The sequence below is a fragment of the Pseudomonas sp. RT6P73 genome (assembly GCF_054897715.1).
In genome coordinates, this window is sequence record NZ_JBUBUV010000002.1 from 212,298 (window position 1) to 237,687 (window position 25,390).

The 25,390-nt window shown below is 61.0% G+C and carries 22 protein-coding genes; 18 read left to right on the top strand and 4 right to left on the bottom strand.

Annotation, left to right across the window (positions count from 1 at the left end):
* Nucleotide 1: 1 nt before the first annotated feature.
* The 9 genes from ACYZT6_RS01195 to ACYZT6_RS01235 all read left to right on the top strand — a co-directional run bounded on the left by ACYZT6_RS01195 (nucleotide 2) and on the right by ACYZT6_RS01235 (nucleotide 12,847).
* Complete coding sequence (locus tag ACYZT6_RS01195) at nucleotides 2–1,060, top strand: beta-ketoacyl synthase (protein ID WP_462025390.1); 1,059 nt, start codon at nucleotides 2–4, stop codon at nucleotides 1,058–1,060.
* Nucleotides 1,057–2,352, top strand: a complete 1,296-nt coding sequence (locus ACYZT6_RS01200) for a beta-ketoacyl-[acyl-carrier-protein] synthase family protein (protein WP_462025391.1) — start codon at nucleotides 1,057–1,059, stop codon at nucleotides 2,350–2,352. The genes ACYZT6_RS01195 and ACYZT6_RS01200 overlap by 4 nt, the downstream gene beginning before the upstream one ends.
* Complete coding sequence (locus tag ACYZT6_RS01205; RefSeq protein ID WP_462025392.1) at nucleotides 2,349–3,557, top strand: beta-ketoacyl synthase N-terminal-like domain-containing protein; 1,209 nt, start codon at nucleotides 2,349–2,351, stop codon at nucleotides 3,555–3,557. Before ACYZT6_RS01200 ends, ACYZT6_RS01205 begins: the two co-directional genes overlap by 4 nt.
* Nucleotides 3,558–3,612: 55 nt before the next feature.
* On the top strand, nucleotides 3,613–6,483 hold the full coding sequence (locus ACYZT6_RS01210; RefSeq protein WP_462025393.1) for an aminotransferase class III-fold pyridoxal phosphate-dependent enzyme: 2,871 nt from the start codon (nucleotides 3,613–3,615) through the stop codon (nucleotides 6,481–6,483).
* 9 nt (nucleotides 6,484–6,492) lie between these two features.
* Nucleotides 6,493–7,230: a 3-oxoacyl-ACP reductase family protein gene (locus ACYZT6_RS01215; protein WP_462025394.1), complete on the top strand. Its 738-nt coding sequence runs from the start codon at nucleotides 6,493–6,495 to the stop codon at nucleotides 7,228–7,230.
* On the top strand, nucleotides 7,227–7,991 hold the full coding sequence (locus tag ACYZT6_RS01220) for an SDR family NAD(P)-dependent oxidoreductase (protein ID WP_462025395.1): 765 nt from the start codon (nucleotides 7,227–7,229) through the stop codon (nucleotides 7,989–7,991). The genes ACYZT6_RS01215 and ACYZT6_RS01220 overlap by 4 nt, the downstream gene beginning before the upstream one ends.
* Nucleotides 7,992–7,993: 2 nt before the next feature.
* The gene (locus tag ACYZT6_RS01225; protein ID WP_462025396.1) at nucleotides 7,994–9,292 is read left to right on the top strand and encodes a DUF1302 domain-containing protein; all 1,299 of its coding nucleotides are present in this window, start codon (nucleotides 7,994–7,996) and stop codon (nucleotides 9,290–9,292) included.
* Nucleotides 9,293–9,361: 69 nt separating this feature from the next.
* Complete coding sequence (locus ACYZT6_RS01230; protein WP_462025397.1) at nucleotides 9,362–10,198, top strand: outer membrane lipoprotein-sorting protein; 837 nt, start codon at nucleotides 9,362–9,364, stop codon at nucleotides 10,196–10,198.
* Between the two features lie 33 nt (nucleotides 10,199–10,231).
* Nucleotides 10,232–12,847: an efflux RND transporter permease subunit gene (locus ACYZT6_RS01235; RefSeq protein ID WP_462025398.1), complete on the top strand. Its 2,616-nt coding sequence runs from the start codon at nucleotides 10,232–10,234 to the stop codon at nucleotides 12,845–12,847.
* A 66-nt stretch (nucleotides 12,848–12,913) separates the two neighbouring features.
* On the opposite strand, the gene ACYZT6_RS01240 is transcribed toward ACYZT6_RS01235, so the two are convergent.
* The 3 genes from ACYZT6_RS01240 to ACYZT6_RS01250 all read right to left on the bottom strand — a co-directional run bounded on the left by ACYZT6_RS01240 (nucleotide 12,914) and on the right by ACYZT6_RS01250 (nucleotide 15,042).
* The gene (locus ACYZT6_RS01240; RefSeq protein ID WP_461957122.1) at nucleotides 12,914–13,324 is read right to left on the bottom strand and encodes a MerR family transcriptional regulator; all 411 of its coding nucleotides are present in this window, start codon (nucleotides 13,322–13,324) and stop codon (nucleotides 12,914–12,916) included.
* Nucleotides 13,325–13,520: 196 nt separating this feature from the next.
* On the bottom strand, nucleotides 13,521–14,096 hold the full coding sequence (locus ACYZT6_RS01245; protein WP_046045752.1) for an NAD(P)H-dependent oxidoreductase: 576 nt from the start codon (nucleotides 14,094–14,096) through the stop codon (nucleotides 13,521–13,523).
* Between the two features lie 55 nt (nucleotides 14,097–14,151).
* Nucleotides 14,152–15,042, bottom strand: a complete 891-nt coding sequence (locus ACYZT6_RS01250) for a LysR substrate-binding domain-containing protein (RefSeq protein ID WP_462025399.1) — start codon at nucleotides 15,040–15,042, stop codon at nucleotides 14,152–14,154.
* Nucleotides 15,043–15,268: 226 nt separating this feature from the next.
* Between ACYZT6_RS01250 and ACYZT6_RS01255 the strand changes: the two genes are divergently transcribed.
* Complete coding sequence (locus ACYZT6_RS01255) at nucleotides 15,269–16,033, top strand: sulfite exporter TauE/SafE family protein (protein WP_462025400.1); 765 nt, start codon at nucleotides 15,269–15,271, stop codon at nucleotides 16,031–16,033.
* On the opposite strand, the gene ACYZT6_RS01260 is transcribed toward ACYZT6_RS01255, so the two are convergent.
* Nucleotides 16,023–16,337, bottom strand: coding sequence for a putative quinol monooxygenase (locus tag ACYZT6_RS01260; protein ID WP_462025401.1), 315 nt, complete (start codon nucleotides 16,335–16,337; stop codon nucleotides 16,023–16,025). The genes ACYZT6_RS01255 and ACYZT6_RS01260 overlap by 11 nt on opposite strands.
* Nucleotides 16,338–16,497: 160 nt before the next feature.
* Between ACYZT6_RS01260 and ACYZT6_RS01265 the strand changes: the two genes are divergently transcribed.
* The 8 genes from ACYZT6_RS01265 to ACYZT6_RS01300 all read left to right on the top strand — a co-directional run bounded on the left by ACYZT6_RS01265 (nucleotide 16,498) and on the right by ACYZT6_RS01300 (nucleotide 25,390).
* Nucleotides 16,498–17,088 (top strand): NAD(P)H-dependent oxidoreductase, encoded by a 591-nt coding sequence (locus tag ACYZT6_RS01265; protein ID WP_462025402.1) that lies wholly within the window; start codon nucleotides 16,498–16,500, stop codon nucleotides 17,086–17,088.
* 240 nt (nucleotides 17,089–17,328) lie between these two features.
* Nucleotides 17,329–18,240: a LysR substrate-binding domain-containing protein gene (locus tag ACYZT6_RS01270; RefSeq protein ID WP_462025403.1), complete on the top strand. Its 912-nt coding sequence runs from the start codon at nucleotides 17,329–17,331 to the stop codon at nucleotides 18,238–18,240.
* Between the two features lie 103 nt (nucleotides 18,241–18,343).
* The gene (locus ACYZT6_RS01275) at nucleotides 18,344–19,237 is read left to right on the top strand and encodes an NAD-dependent epimerase/dehydratase family protein (RefSeq protein ID WP_462025404.1); all 894 of its coding nucleotides are present in this window, start codon (nucleotides 18,344–18,346) and stop codon (nucleotides 19,235–19,237) included.
* A gap of 203 nt (nucleotides 19,238–19,440) precedes the next feature.
* The gene (locus ACYZT6_RS01280) at nucleotides 19,441–20,886 is read left to right on the top strand and encodes a SulP family inorganic anion transporter (protein ID WP_462025405.1); all 1,446 of its coding nucleotides are present in this window, start codon (nucleotides 19,441–19,443) and stop codon (nucleotides 20,884–20,886) included.
* Nucleotides 20,887–21,161: 275 nt separating this feature from the next.
* Nucleotides 21,162–22,511 carry a GntT/GntP/DsdX family permease gene (locus tag ACYZT6_RS01285; protein WP_462025406.1) on the top strand — a complete coding sequence of 450 codons (1,350 nt, stop codon included), beginning with the start codon at nucleotides 21,162–21,164 and terminating at the stop codon, nucleotides 22,509–22,511.
* A 15-nt stretch (nucleotides 22,512–22,526) separates the two neighbouring features.
* Entirely contained in the window at nucleotides 22,527–23,387 is an 861-nt protein-coding gene (locus ACYZT6_RS01290; protein ID WP_462025407.1) for a MurR/RpiR family transcriptional regulator, read from the top strand.
* Between the two features lies 1 nt (nucleotide 23,388).
* Entirely contained in the window at nucleotides 23,389–24,864 is a 1,476-nt protein-coding gene (locus ACYZT6_RS01295; protein WP_462025408.1) for an N-acyl-D-amino-acid deacylase family protein, read from the top strand.
* A gap of 157 nt (nucleotides 24,865–25,021) precedes the next feature.
* Nucleotides 25,022–25,390, top strand: a complete 369-nt coding sequence (locus ACYZT6_RS01300) for a glyoxalase superfamily protein (protein WP_461984060.1) — start codon at nucleotides 25,022–25,024, stop codon at nucleotides 25,388–25,390.

Here is a 25,390-nt window from a genome sequence, read left to right on the forward strand (position 1 = left end):
CATGAGCATCGCCGTTTACATCCATTCGGCGGCCGTATTGAACGCCGCCGGCAGCGAATGTGCCGACCTGCTCGGGACGCCGCCCTCGCCGCAACCGCTGGCATTCGACGCGACGCGACGGGCTTATTCGCTGCAAGCACCGCGCCTGGTTAGCAATCTGTTCGACCGTAAGATCCAGCGCAGCGTCGAACCCCAAGGCTTGCGCCTGTTGCATTGCGTGGCACGCCTGGCCCCCGCGCTGGCGGCCTTGCAGCTGCCGCCGGCACGGATTGCCCTGACGGCGGCCATTCCGGAGGTCGATGCGCCAAGCCCTTGCTGGGACGCGGTGCAAGCGATCGGCGAGCAACCGCAAAAGCCTCTGGCGCAGTTGTTGACCAACACACCGCCGCTGCATGCCCTGACGCTGCTCAACAGCAGCGTGATGGCCTACGTGGCCGAGGCGTTGCAATGCCACGGGCCGATGGGCGGGTTCTGTTCCCAGGACAACGCCGGGCTCGATGCCCTGATCGAAGCCTGCCAGCAGATTGTCGAACAACGCGCCGACGCCGCGTTGGTGGTCAGCAGCAGTCCGAACCTGACGCCAGCCCTTTACCTGCGTGAACCCCATCAGGCAAACGAGGCGATTTATGGCGAGGGTGCCGCCGCGTTGCTGCTCGGCTCGGCACCATCGCCCAACACCCCGCACGCCTTGCGCATCGCCGGTTTCGCCCGCGGTTACAGCGCTGATCCGCAACGTGGTGCAGCGGTTGCCCGGCGGGTCATCGACCAGGCGTTGAGCCTGGAAAAACTGTGCCTCGGTGACGTCGAGCAGATCGTCGCCAATCCCGAGGATGCGCAATTGATGAGCCTGTTCGCCGAACACCCACGGGACGTTCGCAGAGCCCGGGCCATGACCGGCGATCTTGGCGCCAGCGCCTTGCTGACCGAGATCGCGCTGGCCTTGCACCACACCCAAAACCCCTCGGCGACACCGGGCTACATGCTGTTTGTCAGCCATAGCCGCGCCGGTCATTGGGGCGCTTTGCTGCTGGCCAGTGAAACCATGGAGAAGCACACATGAGTGCGACACGGATTGTGATCACCGGCATGGGCGCCGTTACCGGGTTCGGCTTCGAATGGCAGACCCTCTGGGAAAAAATGCTCGGCGCCGAACATTGTGTACGTCCATGGCAGCCCGACGGTGTAGAAGACGGATCGTTCCCGGTGCGTTACGCCGCGGCCGTGGATATGACCCTTTTGCCTGAGGCCTTGAAAGACCATCCAGCATGGACCGTTGCCCTGGAAAAACGCAGCCGCTTTGGCTGGGTCGCCGCCACCCAAGCGGTGAAAGACAGCGGAATCGCGCCTGAGCAGCTGCGTGAAGCCGCCGTGCTCTGCGCCTCGGGTGCGCCCCAGCACATGTTGGCCGATATGCTGCTGACCCAGGCACCGGACGGCCGTGCCCCGGGCTGGCAACACCTGATGCCCCGTGCCGGACAGGTCAATGCCGAGGGCTCCCTGCGCCAGAGCAATGACCGACTGGCGCGGGTGATTGCAGACGGTTTGGGTTGCGAAGGGCCAGTGATCAATATCAGCAGCGCGTGCGCCGGAGCCTCTCAGGCCATCGGCAATGCCTTCCAGATGATTCGTCGCGGTGACGTGAACGTGGCGATTGCCGGTGGCGCCGATTCGGTGCTGAACCTCGACACCATGGCCGCGCTGTACCTGCTCGGCGCGGCATCGAGCGAACAGCGCTGGGGTGTCGATGTGTGCCGGCCGTTCGACCGTGATCGCAGTGGCCTGATTGCCGGCGAGGGCGGTGGTTTCGTGGTGCTGGAAAGCCTTGAGCACGCACTGGCGCGAGGGGCGACGCCCTATGCTGAAGTGCTCGGCTTCGGCAGCAGCCTGGACGCCTATAAAGTCACCGCCCCGCAACCGGAAGGCCGGGGAGCGGCGCTGGCGATGCAAGCTGCACTGGACGACGCCGGCCTGCGTGCACAACAAATCGATCTGATCAACGCCCACGGCACTTCGACGCCGCTCAATGACGTCGCGGAAACTCTGGCGATCAAGAGTGTGTTCGCCGAGCACAAGCACTACCGGTCCCTGGCCGTCAGCGCCAACAAGTCGCAGTTCGGGCACTTGATTGCCGCTGCTGGCGCACCCGAATGCATGGTCACGGCCCTGGCGTGCCTGAATGATCTGATCACGCCGACCGTGAACCTGCATGACGTCGATGAGCAGTGCGACCTGGACTATTGCGCCGGGCAAGCGGTCAGCCGCCGGGTGGATTTTGCCTTGAGCAACTCCTTCGGTTTTGGCGGCCTCAACACTTCGCTGGCCTTGGGCAAATATCGGGAGCACGGACAATGACGGGCGCTACTGTGCGTGTTGCCATCGCCGGCAGCGGTTGCGTATTACCCAGCGGCTGGGGCGTGCAACGCTTCTGGTCGGCGGCCAGTGAAGCCCGCAGCGGCATCGCTTTGCTGCAGTCGAAATTGTTTCGCAGTGAGCGCGTGACGGCTTTCGGGCATGTCAGTGATGAAGACCATCAAACCAGTCGCCAGGACGTGGCCCAGAACCTCCAGCGCTACTGCCCACCGGCCGTGATCTGGGGCGTCAGCGCGGTGCGTCAGGCCCTGGCCGAAGCCGGGCTTGAACCGGGCAATGACGGTCTGCGTTATGGCCTCTATTGCTGCCAGGGCGGGTACACCCATCCGTCGTTGGCGGCCTATGGCGAGTTGCTCCACGAGTGCCGCGACGAGTCCGGCGCTGACATGCGACGCCTCGCTCAACGGGTATTGCAGGAGCGCGCACTCGACCCGTTCCTGGTGCTCAAAAGCCTGAGCAACGGCTTGCTAGGGATTGTCAGCCTGGCGCTGAAACTGGAGTGCGAGTGCAACGCTTACATGCAAGGCGTGGCCGGCAATCTGGCGGCATTGCGCGAGGCGAGCGCGGCGTTGCAAAGCGGTCGTATCGATGCGGCGATTGTGGTCGGCGCCGGCAGTGAACTCGATCCGTTGGCACTGGCCGCACTGGCCGAGGCGGGCGTGATCAGCACCGACGGTTCTCAAACCTTGCGTGCATTCGATCGCCAAGGCACAGGCGGGATTGCCGGTGAAGGGGCGGCGGCGTTGATTTTGCGCCGGGCCGACGATCTACCAAGCGGGCCGCAGTCCTGCCTGGCTGGACTCTCCGCCCATCCGCGCCTGGGATCGTTGAACCTGCCAGACAAGCAGGTCGATCTGCTGGTCAGCAGCGCCAGCGGCGATCCGCACAAGGACGCCGACCTGGCCCGCACGCTGGCCCGTGCCGGTGCCACCCACATCACCAGTGGCGTACCGGTGACCGGCATTCTCAGCGGCGCGCCGAGCCTGGTCGACTTGATCCTGGCCCGCAACGCACTGCATGCCCAGCGCGTGCCACCGATCATCGGACTGCAGCAGTCGGTGGATCCGTACCTGCCGTTTGTGGGCGGCGAGGGACGGAGCGCGGTGCTGCGTGACTGCCTGATCATCAACCGCGACGACAACGGTTTCAGCGCCTGTTACCAACTCGATTATCAGGCGGCCCACTAGCCGTTTTGAGCACTTCGAATCGCTTCTTTTTTTCTAATCAAGGGATATGACTGTCATGGATTACCGCGATTACGTACGACCGAAATTCGTTGAATTGATGCAGGCCCTGGGCCTGGAGTGCCAGTTCCACCGGGCGCTGGGCAGCAAGCTGTTTTACCGCGACAAACAAGGCGCCGAGGTGACCGTCACCGACTTTCTCGGCGGTTACGGCGCTGCGTTGTTTGGCCACAATGACCCGCAGTTCGTCGATCAACTCTGCGGCCTGTTGCGCGCCGATGTGCCGTTCAATGCGCAGATGTCAGTGCGTGGCGCGGCCGGTCTGCTGGGGCGCGAACTCAGCGAGGCGTTCAACCGTGAGCTGAACAACAGCGAGCGTTACATTTCGACTTTCTCCAACAGTGGCGCCGAGTCGGTGGAGATCGCCGTCAAGCACGCCGAATACCGCCGCCAGAAAACCTTGCAGAAGCAATTCGACGAACGGGATTTCGCCCTGGCCAACCTGACTGCCAGCGACAAGGCCTATGTCGAACTGGATGTCGACGACCTCGATCTGCCCGCCGGGTTGCTGCCGGACAATCTGTCTTACGTGACCGTGCGCCAGGTGGTGGAAGCGGTGCGTCAACACAACCTTGCGCAGTTGCATGTCGAGCCGGTATTCGTCGCCCTGCGCGGCAGCTTCCACGGCAAGTTGGTGAACACCGTCCAGCTGACTTACGGCAAACAATACCGCCAGCCGTTCGCTCGTTTTGGTCTCAACGTCGAGTTCATCGACCCGCATCAACCTCAGCAACTCCAGGATTTGCCGGCCCGTCACACACGGCATTGGCTGAGCCTGGAGTGGAGCGGCGAGACCTTGCAGGTGCGTCGTGAAGCTTTCAGTGCGATCACTGCGGTGCTGATGGAGCCGATCCAGGGCGAGGGCGGCATCAACGAGTTCGCCAGCGAGTTCTACCTGGGCCTGCGTCGCCTGTGCAACGAGCAGCAATGCCCGCTGATCATCGACGAAGTGCAATCGGGTTTCGGCCGCACCGGCACTTTGCTCGGCGCCAGCCATTTCAACTTGCAGGGCGATTACTACTGCCTGTCCAAAGCGTTGGGCGGTGGCCTGATGAAAATTGCCGCGACGGTCATCCGCGCAAGCCACTACGAAAATGATTTCAGCTACATCCACAGCTCGACCTTCGCCGAAGACGATGCCTCGTGCCATATCGCCCTGTCGGCATTGCGCCGCTTGTTCGAGAACGACAGCGCAATGCTCAAGGACGTAAACAAAAAAGGCGAATACCTCAAGTCGTCGTTGCTCGAACTCAAAGCCGCGTACCCGGACGTGATTGCCGATGTGCGCGGTCGCGGGTTGCTGCTGGGGTTCGAACTGCACGACCTGACCGGTACCAGTTCGCTGGTGCAGGCGTCGGCGCAGTACAACGATGCGCTGGGTTACATCATCGCCGGCTACCTGCTGCAATTCGAAGCGCTGCGGGTCGCGCCGTCGGGCAGCAACGCCAACGTGATTCGCCTGGAGCCGCCGGTGTGCATCACCTTCGAGGAAATCGACGGCTTGATCGGCTCGTTGCAAAAGGTCTGCGACATGCTGCGTCGCCGCGATGCCTTCCCGCTGGCGGCCGGGGTGTGTGCCGACAGCATCCCCGAAGTACCGGCCCGCGAGGTGAGCTTCAAGGAGCCTGAAAATCTCCCAAAGCCTGACGAGAACGTTCGCGTAGTGGCGCGCGTGGCGTTCATCAATCACCTGATCGATTCGGACATGCTCAGTGATGTCGACCCGTCGCTGTCCACCCTCGGCGCCGAACAGAAACGCGAGTTCATCAAACGCATGGCCCCGGAGCGGCGTGCCGCGCCGATCGGCCCGGTGCTGATTCGCTCGAAACTCGGCACCGCCGTGGAGTTCACCCTGTACCCGTTGTGCATGGACTCCGATGCCATGGCCGCGTACATCGCCAGTGGCGACCTGGAGACCATTCGTGATGAAGTCGGCAATCGCATCCGTGATGCTCGTGCCGATGGCTACAGCGTGGCCGGCCTGGGCATGTACACCTCGATTGTCACCAACAACTGTCAGGCGCTGAAGATTCCCGACATGGCGCTGACCTCGGGTAACGCGCTGACCATCGGCATGGGCCTGGAAGCGATCGAGCAAGGCTGCAAGCAACAAGGCCTGGAACTAAGCCAACAGACCGCTGCGGTGGTCGGCGCGGCCGGCAACATTGCCTCGACTTACGCCTCGTTGCTGTCCACCAATGTCGAACACCTGATCCTTATCGGCAGCGGTCGCGACGGCTCCCTGCGGCGTCTGGAGAAGACCGCCCAGTTGATTTACGCCGAGGCCGCCCGCGCGATTCTCAAGGGTGTCGCCGAGCACGACCGCCTCGCCAGCCGCTTGCAGAAACTCGACGGTATCGACGCGTTGTTGCAGGCTCACGGTGCCGGCGCCGACCTCGGTTTGCGAGTGCAGCGCCTGGTTGAAGAACGCTTGGGCGCGAATGCATTCATCACCGTCAGCAATGACCTCGATGTGCTGAAACAGGCGCGCATCGTGCTCTGTGCAGCGAACGCCCCTCAACCGTTTCTCGGTGCCGATCACTTTGCCGAAAACAGCGTGATCTGCGACATCGCAGTGCCGCTGAACGTTGATCAGAACCTCTCCAGCCAACGGCCCGACGTGCTGTACATGCACGGCGGGATCGTGCAGACCCCGCTGGGCGATGGCCTGGTCCGCAACGTGCGCGCTTACCTCAAGGAAGGTCAGTTGTATGCCTGCATGGCGGAGTCGGTGTTGATGGGCTTGTCCGGGATGAAACAGCACTACTCCTACGGCGATATCAGCCGCGAGCAGGTGCAGCAGATTCGTGCCCTGGCTGCGACCCATGGTTTCAGCCTCGCGCAGTTCAAGACTGACAACTCACTCTAAGGAACGGTCATGCCGAATAAAGTAGCAGTGGTGACCGGTGGCAGTCGTGGCATCGGCCGGGCGATCGTCCTGGCCCTGGCCGGCGCGGGCTATCAAATTGCATTCAGTTATGTGCGCGACGAAGTGGCCGCTATGTCGTTGCGTGATGAGGTCCAGGCGTTGGGTCTCGAGTGCCTGGCGCTGCAATGCGATGTCAGCAGCGGCGACAGCATCAAGGGCTTTTTCGAACGAGTCGACCAACATTTCCAGCGCGTCGATCTGCTGGTCAACAACGCCGGCATCACCCGTGACGGGTTGCTGGCGACGATGCCGAGCCGCGACATCATTGAGGTGATCCAGACCAACCTGATTGGCACCTTGCTCTGCTGTCAGCAGGTGGTGCCGTCCATGATGCGCCAGCGCAGCGGTTGCATCGTCAACATCAGTTCGGTGGCCGCGCAGAAGCCAGGCAAAGGCCAAAGCAACTATGCCGCGGCCAAGGGCGGCGTTGAAGCGCTGACCCGTGCCCTGGCGGTAGAGCTGGCGCCGCGCAACATTCGGGTGAATGCGGTGGCCCCGGGCATCGTCAACACCGAAATGAGCACCGCGCTGATCGGCAGTCAGGAACAGGAAATCCAGTCGCGGTTGCTGATCAAGCGTTACGCCGAACCCCATGAGATCGCCGAGGCGGTGCTGTACATCGCCGATCGCGGTTTGTACCTGACGGGTGAGGTCCTGCCGGTCAACGGCGGGTTGAAAATGCCATGAGCCGGACCATTCTGATTACCGGTGCCGCCAAAGGCATCGGCCGCGCGGTGGCGGAGAATTTTGCCGCCGACGCCGATCACCGCTTGATCCTGCTGGACCTGGATTTGCCGGAACTGCAACGCTGGGTCGACGAGCAACAAGGGCAGATCAAGGCACGGGTCGAAACCCATGCGGCCAACATTGCCGACCTGCCGAGCATGGAAGCGTTCTTCAAGACGCTGGCCAAACAAGTGGATTACGTCGATGTGCTGGTCAACAGCGCCGGCATCTGCAACGAGAATGAACCGGAAGATTTGCACAACTGGCACAAGGTGATTTCGGTCAACCTCAACGGTACGTTCTACGTCACTTCGTTATGCCTGCCGTTGATGCCGGATCGCGGACGGATCATCAATATGTCGTCGATTCTCGGCCGCGCTGGCAAGGTCCGCAACACCGCGTACTGCGCTTCCAAGCACGGCATCGTCGGCATGACCAAGGCCCTGGCGATGGACCTGGCGCCACGGTTGATCACCGTCAACGCGATTCTGCCCGCATGGATCGATACGCCCATGCTGCAAGGTGAGCTGGCGGCGCAAGCGGCCATTGCCGGGCTGACCCAGGAACAGATCCTGCGCAACGCCAAGAAGAAACTGCCGATGCGGCGCTTCATTCAAAGCGAGGAAGTCGCGGCAATGGTGCGTTACCTGGCCAGCCCCGAAGCGGGCGGGGTAACCGCCCAGAGCCTGGTGATCGACGGCGGTGTCGGGTTGGGAATGTAACCATGCAGGGATCACACATCTGCCGCACCACGTGGGCGGTTTTGGCGTGCATGGCTGCGCAGCCAGCGTTGGCTGAATTGACGGTCGAGGACTTCAAGCCCGATTACGCCGACGCCGAAGTTGGCGTTGCCACCGCGTTACGCTTGCACGGTGACGACCAGGTCACCCAGAAGGCCGTGTATTTCAAGGCCAACCTGGAAGACAACTGGGACGGCGGTTACTACAAGGCCAAGGGGCGGGTGCGTTACGACGCCCGCTACGACGGCAACAATCCGTACAGCGAACGGGCGCGGGACAAATACCGTTTCGACGCCGACTGGCGGCATTTGTACTGGGGCCAGTCGGTGGGCGACGGCGAGGTGACCATCGGTTGGCAGCAAGTGGTCTGGGGCCGTGCCGATGAGTTGCGGGTGCTCGATCAGGTCAACCCGGTGGACTATCGCGATGGCCTGACTCCGCTACTGGAAGACAGCCGGATTGCGGTGCCCATGGTGCGATTTGCGCAACCGGTGGGCGAGTGGGAACTGGAAGCGCTGTGGGTCACCGACTTTGTGAAAAACCAGCCGCCGGTGGCGGGCAGCGAGTTTGATGCGCCGCTGTTTGCCGTGCCGGACCCGCAGTACTTTCTGCTCGATTCCAAGCCCGGCTACGACGGTGACAACGGCTTTTCGTATGGCTTGAGCGCCAACGGCCGGATCGGTTCGGTGGACACCAGTTTCGTCGCACTGAACGCACGTCAGCAGGACCCGGTGTACGCCGTAGAAGGCCTGGCCGATGACGGCCGCACGCGACTGGAGCGCCAGTTTCCCCGTTACACCATGGGCGGCGCGGGGCTGGCGATCGACGCCGGTCACAGCATCGTGGTGCGCAGCGAAATTGCCTGGTTCGACAATTGGCGGGTGACCAATCCGACCCGTGCCTACGGCGCCGACAGCACTCCGATGGTCAAGTCGTTGCTGGGTGTCGATTACCTGCTGCGCGACTGGCTGATTTCCCTGCAGTGGCAGGAGCAGCAATTGCTCGATTGGCAGGAAGGCATGCTGCAAGAAAAGCGTGAGCACCTGTTCACCTTGTCGGCCGAGGGCACCCATTGGCAGGACCGACTCAAGAGCCGGCTGGTGGTCGCCGCCTCGCCACCGTTTAACGACGATGCGCTGTTGCAAGGCATCTTCACCTACAAACCGGTGGACTGGATCAAGCTCGGGCTGGAAGTGGATGTGTTCTTCGGCAAGCCCGACAAACCTTTCGGCGAGTACGACAACCGCGATCAAGTGCGGCTGTCCGCCGGTTACCTGTTTTAACCCCATGACGCCTGCGTGCCCCTGGCGCTTTGGCTCGACCGTACTTATCTGACGAAAAGGGAAGTTCCCATGTTGCCGCTATTCAAAACGCTGACCGCTGCCGCTCTGATCCTGAGCGGCGCCTGCGCCACCGCCGCCGACGGCAAGAATGCCGACGAAATCATCCGCCAGGTGCGTGATCGCAATGACGGTAAAAGCTTCATGTCCCAGGTGTCGTTGATTCTCCACGACAAGAAGGGCAATACCCGGGTTCGCGAGTTCACTTACTTGCAAAAGGATTACCCGGACAGCGACAAATTCAGCATGTATTTCTCCGCCCCCACCGACGTGCGCGACGTGGCCTTTCATATCGAAAACCCCCACGAAACCCTGGGCCTGGAAGACAGCCAGTGGATGTACTTGCCGGTCAGCCGCCAGACGCGGCGGATCTCCACCACCGACAAGCGCGGCTCGTTCATGGGCAGTGAGTACTCCTACGCCGACCTGGACAAGATCCGGGTCAAGGATTACTCCCAGACGCTGGTCGGCGAAGAGCAAATCAAGGGCCGTGACTGCTACGTGATCGAGCGTGAGCCGGCGTCGCCCGAGGTGCTGGCCAAGACCGGCTACAACAAGCTGAAAGTGTGGATCGACAAGCAGAATTTCCTGGTCATGCGCCAGGACTTCTTCGACGTCAAAGGCGTGCTGATCAAGCAGATGCGTACTCAGAAGGTCGACACCATCGACTCGATCGACAGCATCGTGCTGAGCGAAACCGAGCACTTCATCGACGGCACGCGTTCAGAGATGCGCTTCAACCACCTGCAATACAACGTGCAACTGGAAGACCGTTTGTTCACCCAGACCGCGATCAAGCGCGGGCTGAAAACCGGCGACGTGCCGGACTTTGCCGTGTCTGCCCGCTAAGCGCCGACCCTGACGACCCTGGAACGCATGATCATGGAAAGATACCTGAACTTCGTCGAGCGCTATGCGCGGGCGATCGTTTTCCTGCTGGTGGCGGTCACGGCGTATTTCACTTATACGCTGGGCTCGCTGATCTCTGACACCAACCCTTATCTGCTCAAGGAAACCCATCCGGCGCGCAAGACCATCATCGACCTGCAAAGCGAGTTCACCGGCACGTTTGACTCGGTGATGGTGGCCATCAACCACCCGCAGACGGTGTTCAACAAGCCGACCCTCAACGCACTGTTTTCGATGTCGCAATCGGTGCGCAAGATGATCCTGGCCAACGACGCCGACAAGGACCAGTTGGCGCAAATCGTCGCCAGGTATCCGGACGACAGCCGTGCGCAGTTGTTGGCGCGGGACATTCTGGAAAACGGTTTTTCCCAGAACGACTACGCCCAGGCCAAGGCCCTGCGTGATTACGCCCAAAGCCAGAACTGGGATGCCCATGATCAGCTGTTCCTGAGCTTTCTCGCCGAGCGAATCAACCCGATCCGCGAGATGGCGTCCATGGGTGACCTGGAAAACATCGTGCTGACCGGCGATGGCGAGTTGCTGATCCACAAGACCCTCAACGCCTACGACATGGACCCGGCGTTGGTCGAGTCGCAGATCATGGGCAACGAGCTGATGGTCGACGGGGTGGTCTCCAAGGACAAGAAAGTCGCGATGCTGGTGGCCGAACTGGGCACCAAGCAAGACGATGCCCAGGCGCAACTGCGCGCCTACCAGATTGTGCGTGGCATCGTCGCGGACTATCAGGCGGCGCACCCCGAGTTCAAGGACGAGATTTTCATTGCTGGTATGCCGATCTTCATCGCGGCCCAGCAGGAGATCATCGACCATGACCTGGCAGTGCTGTTTCCGATTGTCTTTTTGCTGATCACCCTGCTGTTGATTTTCTTCTTCCGCAAACCGCTGGGCGTGCTGTTGCCGCTGTTCAATATTCTGTTCTGCACCATCTGGACGCTCGGCCTGATGGCTCTGTTGCGGGTGCCTTTCGACTTGCTGACCAGCGTACTGCCGGTGTTTCTGTTCACCATTTGCTGTTCGGATGCGATCCATGTGATGGCCGAGTATTACGAGCAGAAAAACGCCGGGAAAAGTAACCGCGAAGCCAATCGCGAGACGCAACGGCTGATGGTGGTGCCGGTGGTGTTGACGACGGTGACCACCATCGCCACGTTCATGATTTCCACCACCAACAACATTGTCAGCATCCGCAATTTCGGCGTGTTCATGTCCATCGGCCTGACGGCGGCGCTGATCATTTCGCTGTTGCTGATTCCGGCCTGGATCTCGATCTGGGGCAAGGACCAAACCCCGAAAACCCTGGCCGCGGTGCACAAGGAATCGATCATCTCGCGCTATCTGGTGGCGTTTTGTGCGCGACTGATTCAGTGGCGCAAACCGATCCTGATGGTGACCCTGCCGTTGCTGGCCCTGATGACGGTGTTCACCTTCCGTGTCGATATCGAAGACTCGGGCATTGCCTACTTTAAGCCCGAGAGTCATATCCGCGTATCGGACCAATTCATCAACCAGGCCAAGGTCGCGGGCACGGCACCGGGCTGGATCGCCATCGACAGCAAAGAGCCACGCGGCGTGCTGACCACGGAGGTGGTGCAGTTCATCGACAAGCTCGACCACTTCATCAAGCAGCAGCCGCACGTCAGTTACGGCTACTCCCTGGCGACCTACGTCAAGCGCATGAACCTGGTGCTCAACGACATGAACCCTGACTACTTGCGCGTGCCCCAGGCGCTGGAGCAGGTGACGTCGGTCAACGACGAGGGACAGATCGAACGGTTTGAAGTGGCGGGTAATTCACTGATCGAGCAACACGTGATGTTGTTCGAGAACGGCGGCGGTTCGGACCTCAATAACGTGCTCAACGCCGACTATTCCAAGGCGCTGACGCTGTACACCATGACGTCGTCGGTGGCCAGCGACTACCAGGGCATGCTGGATCGGCTCGATGCCTGGTTGCTGGTGAACAAACCGGCCAACCTCGAAGTGACGCACGCCGGCACGCCGTTGATCTGGACCGGTGTGTTGCAGGAAATCACCCAGGGTCAGGTCCTGAGTTTTTCTCTGGCGTTGGTGGTGGTCACGCTGATGATGATGTATTGGCTCAAGTCGGTACGGTTGGGTGTTCTCGGCATGCTCACCCTGTTGACCACTTCGGTGACGGTCTATGGCTTCATGTTTTTGTTCGGCATCGAGCTGAACATCGGCACGACGCTGGTGACGTTCCTGGTGGTCGGCGTGGTCGATTATGCGGTGCACCTGCTGTCACGGATCAAACTGCTGGTGGAGCAAGGGATTCATATCGATGCAGCCATTTTGCAGGCGATGCACAGCGTGGGCCGTTCGACCGTGGTCAACGTGGTGATTTTCTCCGTGGGCTTCATGGCGCTGCTGTTTTCCGACTTCAAGCCGATTGTCGATCTGGGCGCGCTGGTCGCGATGGCGCTGTTTTCCAGCGGTGTCATGACCATTCTGCTGGTGACGCTGGTGTCGCCGTGGTTCTTCGCGGCGATTGTTCCGGTCGCGCCGGTGCCTGGACAAGATCGCTCCGTGGGAAAACCCGCCTTGAGCTGACCTGACGACCGGCACCGCAGGCGCCCAGGTGGCCTGCGAGCCGGTTTATCCAGCGCAGCAGGGTCTTCAGTTCAGCGTATTGCTTGGGTTTTTTTCGCCATAGCGGGCGATGCGCTCGAACTGACATTCCTCTCGGGCATCGTTGAGGTTGTTTTCGAATTCTTCGAGGCCGTCGTGCAATTGCTTGAGAGCGCCGATCTGGGAGACCAGCTCGGCCTTTTTTTCGGCGATCGCTTTTTGTGCCATGTCCCACGGGAATTCATCACCGTGGTAGTTGTTCAACATCACCTGCAGCTCTTTGAGCTTGAAACCCAGTTGCTGGGCGCACTTGATGAACGTCAACACCTCGACACTCTGCTGGCTGTAGATGCGGTATTTGCCTTCACGCTTGGGCTCGGGCAACAGGCCGATTTCTTCGTAATGGCGAATGCTTTTGACTGTGGTGCCCGACAGCTGGGCGGCTTTGCCGATATACATAAAGATCCGTCTCGATGATCAAACAGGGCGTAGCGCGACCAGGCCTCATGCCTGATCGGAGGGAATAATATAGTGAATAACATTCAAAGGTTGCAGCTGTGCGTAAATGACGCGCACAAGCGACGAACGACCGCTTGAAGGTGCGTGGGGAGGCTGACGACGTCGAGCGCGCCGCCAGCAAACAACGAGGGGTACGTCAGCTGCCGGCGGTGACCCGGGCCTGTTCCAGCCAGGCGTCGCGCTGGGTCGACTTGGAACCCAGGATCGGCCCGAAAGTCAGGGTCTTCAACGGCTTGATGCCGCAGAACTCCAGGGTCGTCTTGCGCATCTGGTGCAGGCCGGGCATGCGATAGACCCATTTGTAATACCAGGGCGGCGTGTCCATGGTCACCAGCAGATGCGCGGTCCGGCCCTTGAGCAGTTTGTCGGGGAAAGCCTTGCCCTCACGGTATTTGAAGGCAAAACCGGGCAGGAAAATGCGGTCGAGAAAGCCTTTCATCAAGGCCGGTATCCCGCCCCACCAGATCGGATAAACGAACGTCAGGTGTTCGGCCCAGGTGATATCGGCCTGGGCTTGCAACAGGTCCGGCTCCAGCGGCTGGATCGTGTGATAGCCCTCGTGCAAGACCGGATCGAAGTCCAGCGCATCCAGACGCAGCAGGCGCACGTCATGACCGGCATCCTTGGCGGCCTGGACGTATGTTTCGCTCAGCGCCCCGCAGAAGCTGTCGGTGGAGGGGTGACCCAGAATCACGAGCATTCGTTTGCTCATCGCGTGTACTCCTGAAATGAAGCTCGCAGCATAGAGTCTGCCCCTAACGGTAGAGTCAAGGCGTTCTTGGGGTCAGCGCCTCCAGCAAGGCCCGGGCGTAACCGGGCAGGCTGTCGAAGTCGCGGGCACAGATTTTCAGTGTGCGGTTGGCCCAGTTTTCGGGAAGAGAGCGGGTCGTGACCGCTTGTACCTGCGGCCAGCGTTCGATGGCCATCCGCGGCACGATGGCCAGCCCTGCGCCGCGAGCGACCATGCGAATGACCCCGTCGAAGCCGTCGGCACGAATGCGGATCGGCATGCGCTGGCCAATGTGCAGGGCCTGTTCCTCCAGATGGATCGCCAATGCACTGCTGGCGCCCAGGGCCACGTAGTCATGGCTCAAGGTGTCGGCGAAGGTCATTGACGGTTGTTCGGCCAGGGGATGGTCAGAAGGCAGGATCAGCACCAGCGGGTCATCGCGAAACGGCCGGGTTTGCAGGTCATCGGTGTCCACCGCGTCGGACACGATCCCGAGGTCTGCCGCCCCCTGACGCAACGCATGGGTGATGCGGGCGCTGGGCAACTCTTGAAGGTCGATGTCGAGATTCGGATGTTCGCGCAAAAAGTCGGCGAGCAACTCCGGCAGGTATTCGGTGATCGCGGTGGTGTTGCACAGCAACCGCACCTGACCTTTGACGCCCTTGGCGTATTCGGCCAGGTCCTGTTGCATGCGTTCGGCTTGTTGCAGCACGGCCCGGGCGTGTTTCGCCAAGGCTTTGCCTGCCGGTGTCGGCGTGACACCGCGACGACCGCGGTCCAGAAATTCGATGCCGAGCGAGGCTTCCATCGAGCGGATGCGCGCGCTCGCTGCTGCCAGGGATAAATGGCTGCGGGCGGCGCCGGCGGTGATGTTGCCGGTGTCGAGGATGTTCAGGTAGAGGCGCAGGTCGGTCAGGTCGAAGTGCATAGGTACAGCCTCGGGAGGTGTGCTGTCTGGACGGGCGCCTTCGCGGGCAAGCCTCGCTCCTACAAGGATTGTGGCGTCCGGATCAGCACCGCAAACCCTGTAGGAGCGAGGCTTGCCCGCGAAGGCGTCGGTTGCATCGATAGATTCTTCAGCCTCTGCCAAAACAAGAGGCAGTCTCAGTATATGGCAGATTTTCAAGCCGCCAATCCAGGCTCACGATAGCCCCATGAATACTCTCGCCGCGTTCTATCAAAACCTCGGTCTGGCCCTTTCCTTGCTGGTCATCGCCACTTTCTTACTGGCCGGCATGATCAAAGGCGTCATCGGCCTCGGCTTGCCCACCATCGCCATGGGCCTGCTCGGTCTGGCTATGGCACCGTCGCAGGCTGCGGCGCTGTTGATCATTCCGGCCACCCTCACCAATGTCTGGCAACTGGCATTCGGTGGGCATTTACTCGGTTTGATCAAACGGTTGTGGCCAATGCTCCTCGCGATCTTCATCGGCACCGGGGCGGGCACGGTATGGATCGGCATGGCTGGAGGTCATTGGGTGGTGCGGGCGTTGGGCGGGGCGCTGTTGCTCTATTCGCTGAGCGGTTTATTCCTGCCGACCTTGCGCGTCGAAGGTCGAACCGAACGCTGGCTCGGTCCGCTGTGCGGCGTGCTGACGGGCGTTAGCACATCAGCCACCGGCGTCTTCGTGATTCCGGCGGTGCCGTACCTGCAAGCTTTGGGCTTGAGCAAAGATGAACTGGTGCAGGCGCTGGGCCTGTCGTTCACCGTCTCGACCCTCGCCCTGGCCGCCGGCCTGTTATGGCGCGGTGCCCTCGGCGGTGGAGAGTTGAGTGCATCGCTGCTGGCGCTGATTCCGGCAGTGCTCGGCATGTTGCTTGGCCAATGGTTGCGTCAGCGGATCAGCGCCGTGCTGTTCAAGCGCGTGTTCTTCATCGGCCTCGGCGTGCTCGGCGGCCACTTGCTGATCAGCGGGTAGCGGAAGACGGGCTGAGCATCTCGATGGCGCGGATATCAAAGTCCCGCTCCAGGTATTCCATGCGCATGTCACGGAACTGCTGCATGTGCGGCAGGTTCGAGTGCACGTCGAGGTGGGCCTGGGATTGCCAGATCTCGTAGAAGATAAACAGCGTCGGGTCCTGTTTGTCGCGCAGCATGTGGTACTCGATGCAGCCGGGCTCGGCGCGACTGGCTTCTACATAGCCGCTGAAAAACGCTTCGAAGGCGTCGGATTTTTCCGGGCGGGTCTTGGCGTGCAGGATGAAGCCTTGAATTTCACTCATCAGAAAACCTCCTCAAGTTCAGAATCGGCGCAAGTTTATGGCAACAATCGCGTGTCGATTCGTGCGTATTGGTCAAATGAATTTTGCGAATTCAACGCTTATTCCGCGCGAGGCAGGTCGTTACTCTGCCGCCATCGAATTCCAAACTTCCGAGATTCCCATGAAAAAAGTCCTGTTGCTCAATGGCGGCAAAAAGTTCGCCCACTCCGATGGCCGCTACAACACCACCCTGCATGAAGCCGCGCTGAGCGTGCTGGATCGCGGCGGCGTCGATGTCAAAGCCACCTTCATCGACGAGGGTTACGACGTTGCTGAAGAAGTCGCCAAATTCCTCTGGGCCGACGTGATCATTTATCAGATGCCCGGCTGGTGGATGGGTGCACCGTGGACCGTGAAGAAGTACATCGACGAAGTCTTCACCGAAGGCCACGGAAGCCTCTATGCCAGCGACGGTCGCACCCGTTCCGACGCCTCGCAAAAGTACGGCAGCGGTGGTTTGGTGCACGGCAAGCAATACATGTTGTCGCTGACCTGGAACGCGCCGCAGCAAGCCTTCGACGACCCGACCGACTTCTTCGAAGGCAAGGGCGTGGACGCGGTGTACTTCCCGTTTCACAAGGCCAACGAATTCCTCGGCTTGACCGGCTTGCCGACCTTCCTGGCGGTTGATGTGATGAAGCGTCCGGATATCGAGGGTGATGTGGCGCGCTATGAACAGCATTTGACCGAGGTGTTTGGCCTCAAGGCTTAAGGCTCGACTACTATCGAAAGCTGACTAGGCACGAACCTGTGGCGAGATAGCTTTTGTGGCGAGGGGGCTTGCCCCCGTTCGGCGGCGAAGCCGTCGTGTAGTCTGTCAACACGGGCTGCCTGAAACACCGCATTTGACGGTTTTGGGTCCGCTTCGCGCACCAACGGGGGCAAGCCCCCTCGCCACAAGGGATTTCCTCTGTACAGTAGAGCTGCGCTGAATTATCGATAAGGGACGCCCGTGAAAGCCAGATCCGATGAGTTGCAGATTTTCGTCTGCGTGATTGAGTGCGGGTCGATTTCCGCTGCGGCCGAACAGGTCGGGCAGACGCCTTCGGCGGTCAGCCGCACACTGTCGCGGCTGGAAGCGAAACTCGATACCACCCTGATCAACCGCACCACGCGGCGCATGGACCTGACGGAGGAGGGCAAGTATTTCTTTGAACACGCCAAGCTGATTCTCGATCAGATGGACGAGCTCGAAGAACGCCTGACCTCACGCCAGCAAACCCCGTCCGGGCGTCTGCGGATCAACGCCGCGTCGCCGTTCATGTTGCACGCCATCGTGCCGTACATCGACGAGTTCCGCCGCCTCTACCCGGACATCCAGCTCGAACTCAACAGCAACGACCTGATCATCGACTTGCTCGAACAAAGCACCGACATCGCCATCCGCATCGGCACACTGGCCGACTCGACCCTGCATGCGCGCTCGCTGGGTTGCAGCCCGCTGCACATCGTCGCCAGCCCGGCGTACCTTGAGCGACACGGCACGCCGGCGGCTGTTGCGGACCTGACCGGCCATGCGTTGTTGGGCTTTACCCAGAACGAAGGCCTCAACCAGTGGCCGCTGCGGTATGTGCACGGTGATCGGTGGCCGATTCAGGCATCAATCAGCGCTTCCAGCGGCGAGACGATCCGGCACCTGGCGCTGGAAGGTCAGGGCATTGCCTGCCTGTCGCACTTCATGACGATCGACGATATTCGTGCCGGGCGATTGCAGGTGCTGCTGGCGGATTTCAACAGTGGCTATCGACAGCCGATCAACGCGGTGTACTACCGAAACTCGCAACTTGCCCTACGGATTCAGTGCTTCCTGGACTTCATCCAGGGCAAATTGGCGGCTTACGCCAATGCGGACTTCAAAGGCTGATTCGTGACTCCTGCGCAAGAGTGATTTGGGTCAGCGGGTCTGTTTCGCCACGGGACGGTCCTCGATACTCAATGCATCATTTATTCACGCAGGGAGTTTCTCCATGAACGTATTCGTTACCGGCGCTGCTGGTTTCATCGGCGGCTCCATCGCCACCGGCCTAGTCCGGGCAGGCCATAAGGTCACCGGCCTGGTGCGCAACGCCGAACAAGCCATTGAACTGAGCGCACTGGGCATCACCCCGGTAATCGGCACTCTTGACGACAGCGCACTATTGGCCGAACAGGCCCGCGCTTCCGATGCCGTGATCAACGCCGCCAGCAGCGACCATCGCGGCGCGGTGGAAGCGTTGCTCAATGCCTTGCGCGGCGCCAACAAAGTGTTCCTGCACACCAGCGGTTCGAGCATCGTCGGCGATGCGTCGGGCGGCAAATCCAGCGACGTTATCTACTTTGAAGACAACCTGCCGGAACCGACCGTCGACAAAGCTGCCCGCGTGGCCATCGACAACCTGATCCTCGCGGCGGCGAAGGACGGCGTGAACTCGGGCGTTATCTGCAACACTCTGATTTACGGCCACAGCCTGGGCGTCAATCGCGACAGCGTGCAGCTGCCGCGTTTGCTGAAACAGGCGCGTAAAAGCGGTGTGGTTCGACATGTCGGTACGGGGCAGAACATTTGGTCCAACGTACACATTGAAGACGTGGTGTCCCTCTATTTGTTGGCGCTGAGCAAAAACGTACCGGGCACGTTCTACTTCGTTGAAAGCGGTGAGGCGTCGTTCATTGACATGACCACAGCCATGGCTGAAGCCCTGAAACTCGGCAAGGCGCAAGACTGGCCGTTGAAAGAGGCCGAAGCCGAATGGGGTTATGAAATGGCCAACTATGGTTTGGGTTCCAACAGCCGGGTTCGCGGCAAGCATGCGCGTGAATTGCTGGGTTGGGTGCCTAAGCGGACGTCGGTGGTTGAATGGATTCGGGACGAGATGGTTTGAGTTCGCTTTAGACCGCGTCATCGTTCATCGCGGGAAAGCCACGCTCCCACAGGATTTATGTCGTCCCCGAAACTGGCGAACGACACAAATCCTGTGGGAGCGTGGCTTGCCCGCGATTGCGTTTTCGGCAACCCGACAACTGGCCGGGCCGCCCCCAATTCCGTAACATCCGCTCCCTCTTTCCCTGTTGTGTCCGATCCTCCATGAAACCAAAACGTCTGCGCGCCGATGTCCTGGCCGGACTCACCACCTCTTTCGCTCTTCTCCCCGAATGCATTGCCTTCGCGCTGGTGGCTCACCTCAATCCGCTGATGGGGCTTTACGGCGCTTTCATCATTTGCACCCTGACCGCGCTCTTCGGCGGGCGGCCGGGGATGGTGTCCGGTGCTGCCGGTTCGATGGCGGTGGTGATCGTCGCGCTGGTGGTGCAGCACGGTGTTCAGTATTTGCTCGCAACCGTGTTGCTCGGTGGCCTGATCATGCTGGCGTTCGGGTTGCTGAGGCTGGGCAAACTGGTGCGGATGGTGCCGCATCCGGTGATGCTCGGCTTCGTCAATGGCCTGGCGATCATCATTGCGCTGGCGCAGCTCGAACACTTCAAAAGCGGTGACGACTGGCTCAGCGGCATGCCGTTGTACCTGATGACCGGGTTGGTGGTGCTGACGATGGCGATCGTTTACCTGCTGCCGCGCCTGACGCGTGCCGTGCCGCCGGCGCTGGTGGCGATCCTGAGCGTCGGGCTGGCGGTGTATCTGCTCGGTCTGCCGACGCGCACCTTGGGCGACATGGCGCACATCGCGGGCGGCTTACCGACGTTTGCGCTGCCAGACATTGCGTGGAACCTGGACACCCTGCGCATCATCGCCCCCTACGCGATATTGATGGCGCTGGTCGGCCTGCTGGAAACCCTGCTGACCCTGAACCTCACCGACGAGATCACCGAGAGCCGTGGCTTTCCGGATCGCGAGTGCGTGGCGTTGGGTGCGGCCAATATGGTCTCGGGTGTGTTTGGTGGCATGGGTGGCTGCGCGATGATTGGCCAGACCGTCATTAACCTCAGTTCCGGTGGTCGTGGACGGTTGTCCGGGGTGGTGGCCGGGGTGCTGGTTCTGCTGTTCATTCTGTTTCTGTCACCACTGATCGAGCGCATCCCGTTGGCCGCACTGGTCGGCGTGATGTTTGTGGTGTCGCAACAGACGTTCGCCTGGGCTTCGTTGCGGGTGGTGAACAAGGTGCCGCTGAACGATGTATTGGTGATTGTTGCGGTCACGGTCATCACGGTATTCACCGATCTGGCCACCGCCGTGCTGTGCGGGATCATCATTGCCGCGCTCAACTTTGCCTGGCAGCAGGCCCGCGAGTTGTATGCCGACGCTCATATCGACGCCGATGGCAGCAAGCTCTATCACCTGCATGGCACGCTGTTCTTTGCCTCGACCACGCCTTTTCTCAATCAATTTGATCCCGCCAACGATCCGCCTGTCGTGACCATCGACTGCCGCCATTTGAGCTTCGTCGACTATTCGGCCATTGCAGCGCTCAAGACGCTGCGTGAGCGCTACGCCAAGGCCGGCAAGCATTTGCGCGTGCTGCACTTGTCCGAGCGCTGCAAGAAGTTGCTTAAACGCGCGCGCGTGAGTCACGACTGAGGTCCTCATCCTGTGGGATTGAGCCTGCTCGCGATAGCGGTGTATCAGCCACATCATTGGTGACTGACACTCCCTTATCGCGAGCAGGCTCGCTCCCACAGGGAAGCGGATGTAAATCTGCCTGCCTGATTTTCATATCCGCCGACCCCGCATACCTCTGTGCGACATCCCTTACCTCTGTACGAAAATAACTTTCACCTCGTTTGAAAACCATGCTTCGAAATGTTTTAAGAGTTTCACAAAACTTTCGACGTGACCCTTTCGAGGAGTACCGCATGACCCTGTCCTTCGGCTATTGGCTGCTGGTGTATGCCGCCATCGCCATCATTGCGTTGATCGTTCTGATCGCCCGCTACCGACTTAATCCCTTCATTGTGATCACCCTGGTGTCCATCGGCCTCGCGCTGCTGGCGGGCATGCCGCCGTCCGGCGTGGTCGGCGCGTATGAGGCCGGGGTCGGCAAGACGCTGGGGCACATCGCGCTGGTGGTGGCGCTGGGCACGATGCTCGGCAAGATGATGGCCGAGTCTGGCGGTGCCGAGCAGGTGGCGCGGACCTTAATCGACCGGTTCGGCGAGAAGAATGCGCATTGGGCGATGGTCTGCATCGCTTTCCTGGTCGGGCTGCCGCTGTTCTTCGAGGTCGGTTTTGTGTTGCTGGTGCCGATCGCCTTTACCGTGGCGCGGCGGGTCGGCGTGTCGATTCTGATGGTCGGCTTGCCGATGGTCGCCGGACTGTCGGTGGTGCATGCGCTGGTGCCGCCGCACCCGGCGGCGATGCTGGCGGTGCAGGTGTATCAGGCGTCGGTGGGGCAAACGTTGATGTATGCGATTCTGATCGGCATTCCGACCGCGATCATTGCCGGCCCGCTGTACGCCAAATTCATCGTGCCGCGCATCCAACTGCCGGCGGAAAACCCGCTGGAACGGCAGTTCCTCGACCGCGAGCCGCGCGACAGCCTGCCGGGGTTCGGCATCACCATGGCGACCATTCTGTTGCCGGTGGTGCTGATGCTGATCGGCGGCTGGGCCAACCTGATCTCCACGCCGGGCAGCGGTTTTAACCAGTTTCTGTTGTTCATTGGCAACTCGGTGATCGCCTTGCTGCTGGCGACCTTGCTGAGTTTCTGGACCCTCGGCATCGCCCAGGGCTTCAACCGCGAATCGATCCTCAAGTTCACCAACGAATGCCTGGCACCAACCGCCAGCATCACCTTGCTGGTCGGTGCCGGCGGTGGTTTGAACCGGATTCTGGTGGATGCCGGCGTCACCAACCAGATCGTCAGCCTGGCCGACGAATTCCACCTGTCGCCGCTGATCATGGGCTGGCTATTCGCTGCGTTGATGCGGATCGCCACCGGTTCTGCCACCGTGGCGATGACCACCGCGTCGGGGATCGTGGCGCCAGTGGCCATTGGTCTGGGTTATCCGCATCCGGAGCTGCTGGTGCTGGCGACCGGTGCCGGGTCGGTTATCTTTTCCCACGTCAACGACGGCGGCTTCTGGTTGATCAAGGAATACTTCAACATGACCGTCGCCCAGACCTTCAAGACCTGGACCGTGCTCGAGACCATTATTTCGGTGGTCGCTTTTGCGCTGACAGTGGGTCTTTCTTACCTGATTTAACCGGAGCCGCCTGCCATGGACATCCTCTACCAGATCCGCGCCCGCCAGGATTCCTTCAGTGCCGGTGAAGGACGCATCGCGCGGCTGATGCTCGACGACGTAGGCTTTGCCTCCGCCGCCAGCCTCGATGAGCTGGCGCAGCGAGCGGAAGTCAGCACCGCCACGCTGTCGCGGTTTGCCCGCACGGTGGGCTGTCGCGACCTGCGCGATCTGCGCCTGCAACTGGCCCAGGCCAGCGGCGTCGGCAGCCGTTTCCTCGACCCGGCGGGCACGCCGGATCAGTCGGCGTTTTACGGGCAGATCGTCGGCGATATCGAGTCGACCTTGCGCCAGCACTTGTCGGCGTTCGACGAGTCACGTTTCGCCGATGCGGTGAAACTGCTGGGCAAGGCGCGGATGATTCATGCGTTCGGCATGGGCGGCTGCTCGACCTTGTGCAGCGATGAATTGCAAGTGCGGCTGGTGCGATTCGGCTACCCGATTTCGGCGTGCCACGACCCGGTCATGATGCGCGTCACCGCCGCCAGCCTCGATGCCGAACGCGCCGTGATTGCCTGCTCGCTGACCGGCATCACCCCCGAACTCATCGAAGCCGTCGAACTGGCCCGCAACTACGGCGCACGGATTATCGCCATCACCCGCGCCGATTCGCCGCTGGCGCAATTGGCGGATGTGCTGCTGCCGCTGCAAGGCGTCGAGACCTCGTTTATCTACAAACCCACGGCGGCGCGCTACGGCATGCTGCTGGCCATCGACGTGCTTGCCACCGAGCTGGCGCTGGCCAGTCCTGAAGACAATCAAGAACGTCTGCGGCGGATCAAACTCGCCCTCGACGATTACCGCGGCGGCGACGATCACTTGCCGCTGGGAGACTGACATGATGTACGACACGCTGATTCGCAACGCCCTGGTCATCGACGGCAGCAACAGCCCGGGTTACCCCGCCGATGTGGCGATTCTGAACGGCCGCATAGAGCGCATCGGCGACTTGCACGATGCCACGGCCAACGAAGAAATCGACGCCGCCGGCCGTGTGCTGGCGCCTGGTTTTATCGACGTGCACACCCACGACGACACGGTGGTGATTCGTCAGCCGCAGATGCTGCCCAAGCTCAGCCAGGGCGTGACCACGGTGATTGTCGGCAACTGCGGGATCAGCGCATCACCGGTGAGTTTGCGCGGCGATCCGCCGGACCCGATGAACCTGCTCGGCACCTCGGCAGCTTTTGTTTACCCGACATTCAGTGATTACCGCGCGGCGGTCGAAGCGGCGAACACCACGCTGAACGTCGCCGCACTGGTGGGCCATACCGCGTTGCGCAGCAACCACCTCGACGACCTGTTTCGCACCGCCACGGCGGATGAAATCAGCGCGATGCGCGAGCAACTGCGCGAAAGTCTCGAGGCCGGCGCCTTGGGTTTATCCACCGGTCTGGCCTACGCCAGCGCGTTCTCGGCGTCCACCGATGAAGTGATGCAACTGACCGAAGAACTGACGGCATTCGGTGCGGTGTACACCACCCATTTGCGCAGCGAATTCGAACCGGTGCTGGAGGCCATGGACGAGGCCTTCCAGATCGGCCGGCATGCAAAATCCCCGGTGATCATTTCCCACCTCAAATGCGCGGGGGCTGGCAACTGGGGGCGTAGTCCGCAACTGCTGGCCTCGCTTGAGGAGGCTGCGAAAACCCATCCGGTGGGCTGCGATTGTTATCCCTACGCGGCGAGTTCTTCGACGCTGGACCTCAAGCAAGTCACCGACGCCCATCGCATCACCATCACCTGGTCCACACCGCACCCGGAGCTGGGCGGTCGCGACCTGATGGACATCGCCGCCGAATGGAACGTGCCGCTGCTCGAAGCGGCCCGCCGACTGCAGCCGGCCGGCGCGGTGTACTACGGAATGGACGAGTCCGATGTACGAAGAATCCTCGCTCATCCGTTGTCGATGGTCGGGTCTGACGGCTTGCCGGAAGATCCGTTCCCGCATCCGCGCTTGTGGGGCGCTTTCCCACGTGTGCTCGGGCATTTCAGTCGCGACGTCGGGCTGTTTCCGCTGCACACCGCCGTGCACAAAATGACCGGGTTGTCAGCGGCGCGCTTTGGCTTGAAGGAACGGGGTGAAATCCGTGAAGGACATTGGGCGGATCTGGTGTTGTTCGATCCGCTGACCATTCGCGACGTGGCGGACTTCAGTGACCCGCAACGGGCGGCGGAGGGGATTGAGGGTGTGTGGATCAACGGGGTGTTGAGTTACAGCGAAGGCCAGGCGAACGGCAAACGGGAAGGGCGATTTCTCGCACGGGAAGGGGACCTGCGCGCGGGTTTTCAGAGCATCCACATTCCCGTGTAGGAGCCAGGCTTGCCGGCGAAAGCGATCAGCCAGTCGACAAAAATTTTGAACTGCTTCTCGTAGTGGCACATTGCAATTAAAGAAAGCCATCGCGAAGCCGAAGCGCTGACATGCAGCCCAACTACAATGGGTGTCTTTTCAGTCAGGGAGCAACCCAATGAGCTTTGGCAAAACCACCCCGATCCTGCGGATTTTCGACGAGACCAAGGCATTGGAGTTCTACGTCGACTTCCTGGGGTTCACCGTCGACTGGCAACACCGTTTCGAAGCGAATTTTCCGCTGTACCTGCAAGTCTCCCGGGGCGAATGCGTGCTGCACCTGTCCGAACACCATGGCGACAGCACGCCGGGTTCGGCGTTGCGGATCGAGACCGACGAGCTCGAGGCGTTCCAGCAGCAATTGCTGGCGAAGGAATATCCGTTTTCCCACCCACAGATTCAGGCCATGCCCTGGGGAAGCCAGGACATGACCATCAGTGATCCGTTCGGGAACCGGTTGGTGTTTACCAACGCGATCTGCATGTAA

Bases quoted from the DNA above. Each gene is read 5' to 3' on its own strand.
- ACYZT6_RS01250 (WP_462025399.1), bottom strand. From the start codon at position 15,042: ATGCACTTCGACCTGACCGACCTGCGCCTCTACCTGAACATCCTCGAC.
- ACYZT6_RS01205 (WP_462025392.1), top strand. From the start codon at position 2,349: ATGACGGGCGCTACTGTGCGTGTTGCCATCGCCGGCAGCGGTTGCGTA.
- ACYZT6_RS01230 (WP_462025397.1), top strand. From the start codon at position 9,362: ATGTTGCCGCTATTCAAAACGCTGACCGCTGCCGCTCTGATCCTGAGC.
- ACYZT6_RS01265 (WP_462025402.1), top strand. From the start codon at position 16,498: ATGAAAAAAGTCCTGTTGCTCAATGGCGGCAAAAAGTTCGCCCACTCC.
- ACYZT6_RS01215 (WP_462025394.1), top strand. From the start codon at position 6,493: ATGCCGAATAAAGTAGCAGTGGTGACCGGTGGCAGTCGTGGCATCGGC.
- ACYZT6_RS01200 (WP_462025391.1), top strand. From the start codon at position 1,057: ATGAGTGCGACACGGATTGTGATCACCGGCATGGGCGCCGTTACCGGG.
- ACYZT6_RS01280 (WP_462025405.1), top strand. From the start codon at position 19,441: ATGAAACCAAAACGTCTGCGCGCCGATGTCCTGGCCGGACTCACCACC.
- ACYZT6_RS01260 (WP_462025401.1), bottom strand. From the start codon at position 16,337: ATGAGTGAAATTCAAGGCTTCATCCTGCACGCCAAGACCCGCCCGGAA.
- ACYZT6_RS01290 (WP_462025407.1), top strand. From the start codon at position 22,527: ATGGACATCCTCTACCAGATCCGCGCCCGCCAGGATTCCTTCAGTGCC.
- ACYZT6_RS01295 (WP_462025408.1), top strand. From the start codon at position 23,389: ATGATGTACGACACGCTGATTCGCAACGCCCTGGTCATCGACGGCAGC.
- ACYZT6_RS01255 (WP_462025400.1), top strand. From the start codon at position 15,269: ATGAATACTCTCGCCGCGTTCTATCAAAACCTCGGTCTGGCCCTTTCC.
- ACYZT6_RS01225 (WP_462025396.1), top strand. From the start codon at position 7,994: ATGCAGGGATCACACATCTGCCGCACCACGTGGGCGGTTTTGGCGTGC.
- ACYZT6_RS01285 (WP_462025406.1), top strand. From the start codon at position 21,162: ATGACCCTGTCCTTCGGCTATTGGCTGCTGGTGTATGCCGCCATCGCC.
- ACYZT6_RS01300 (WP_461984060.1), top strand. From the start codon at position 25,022: ATGAGCTTTGGCAAAACCACCCCGATCCTGCGGATTTTCGACGAGACC.
- ACYZT6_RS01240 (WP_461957122.1), bottom strand. From the start codon at position 13,324: ATGTATATCGGCAAAGCCGCCCAGCTGTCGGGCACCACAGTCAAAAGC.
- ACYZT6_RS01235 (WP_462025398.1), top strand. From the start codon at position 10,232: ATGGAAAGATACCTGAACTTCGTCGAGCGCTATGCGCGGGCGATCGTT.
- ACYZT6_RS01275 (WP_462025404.1), top strand. From the start codon at position 18,344: ATGAACGTATTCGTTACCGGCGCTGCTGGTTTCATCGGCGGCTCCATC.
- ACYZT6_RS01220 (WP_462025395.1), top strand. From the start codon at position 7,227: ATGAGCCGGACCATTCTGATTACCGGTGCCGCCAAAGGCATCGGCCGC.
- ACYZT6_RS01245 (WP_046045752.1), bottom strand. From the start codon at position 14,096: ATGAGCAAACGAATGCTCGTGATTCTGGGTCACCCCTCCACCGACAGC.
- ACYZT6_RS01195 (WP_462025390.1), top strand. From the start codon at position 2: ATGAGCATCGCCGTTTACATCCATTCGGCGGCCGTATTGAACGCCGCC.
- ACYZT6_RS01210 (WP_462025393.1), top strand. From the start codon at position 3,613: ATGGATTACCGCGATTACGTACGACCGAAATTCGTTGAATTGATGCAG.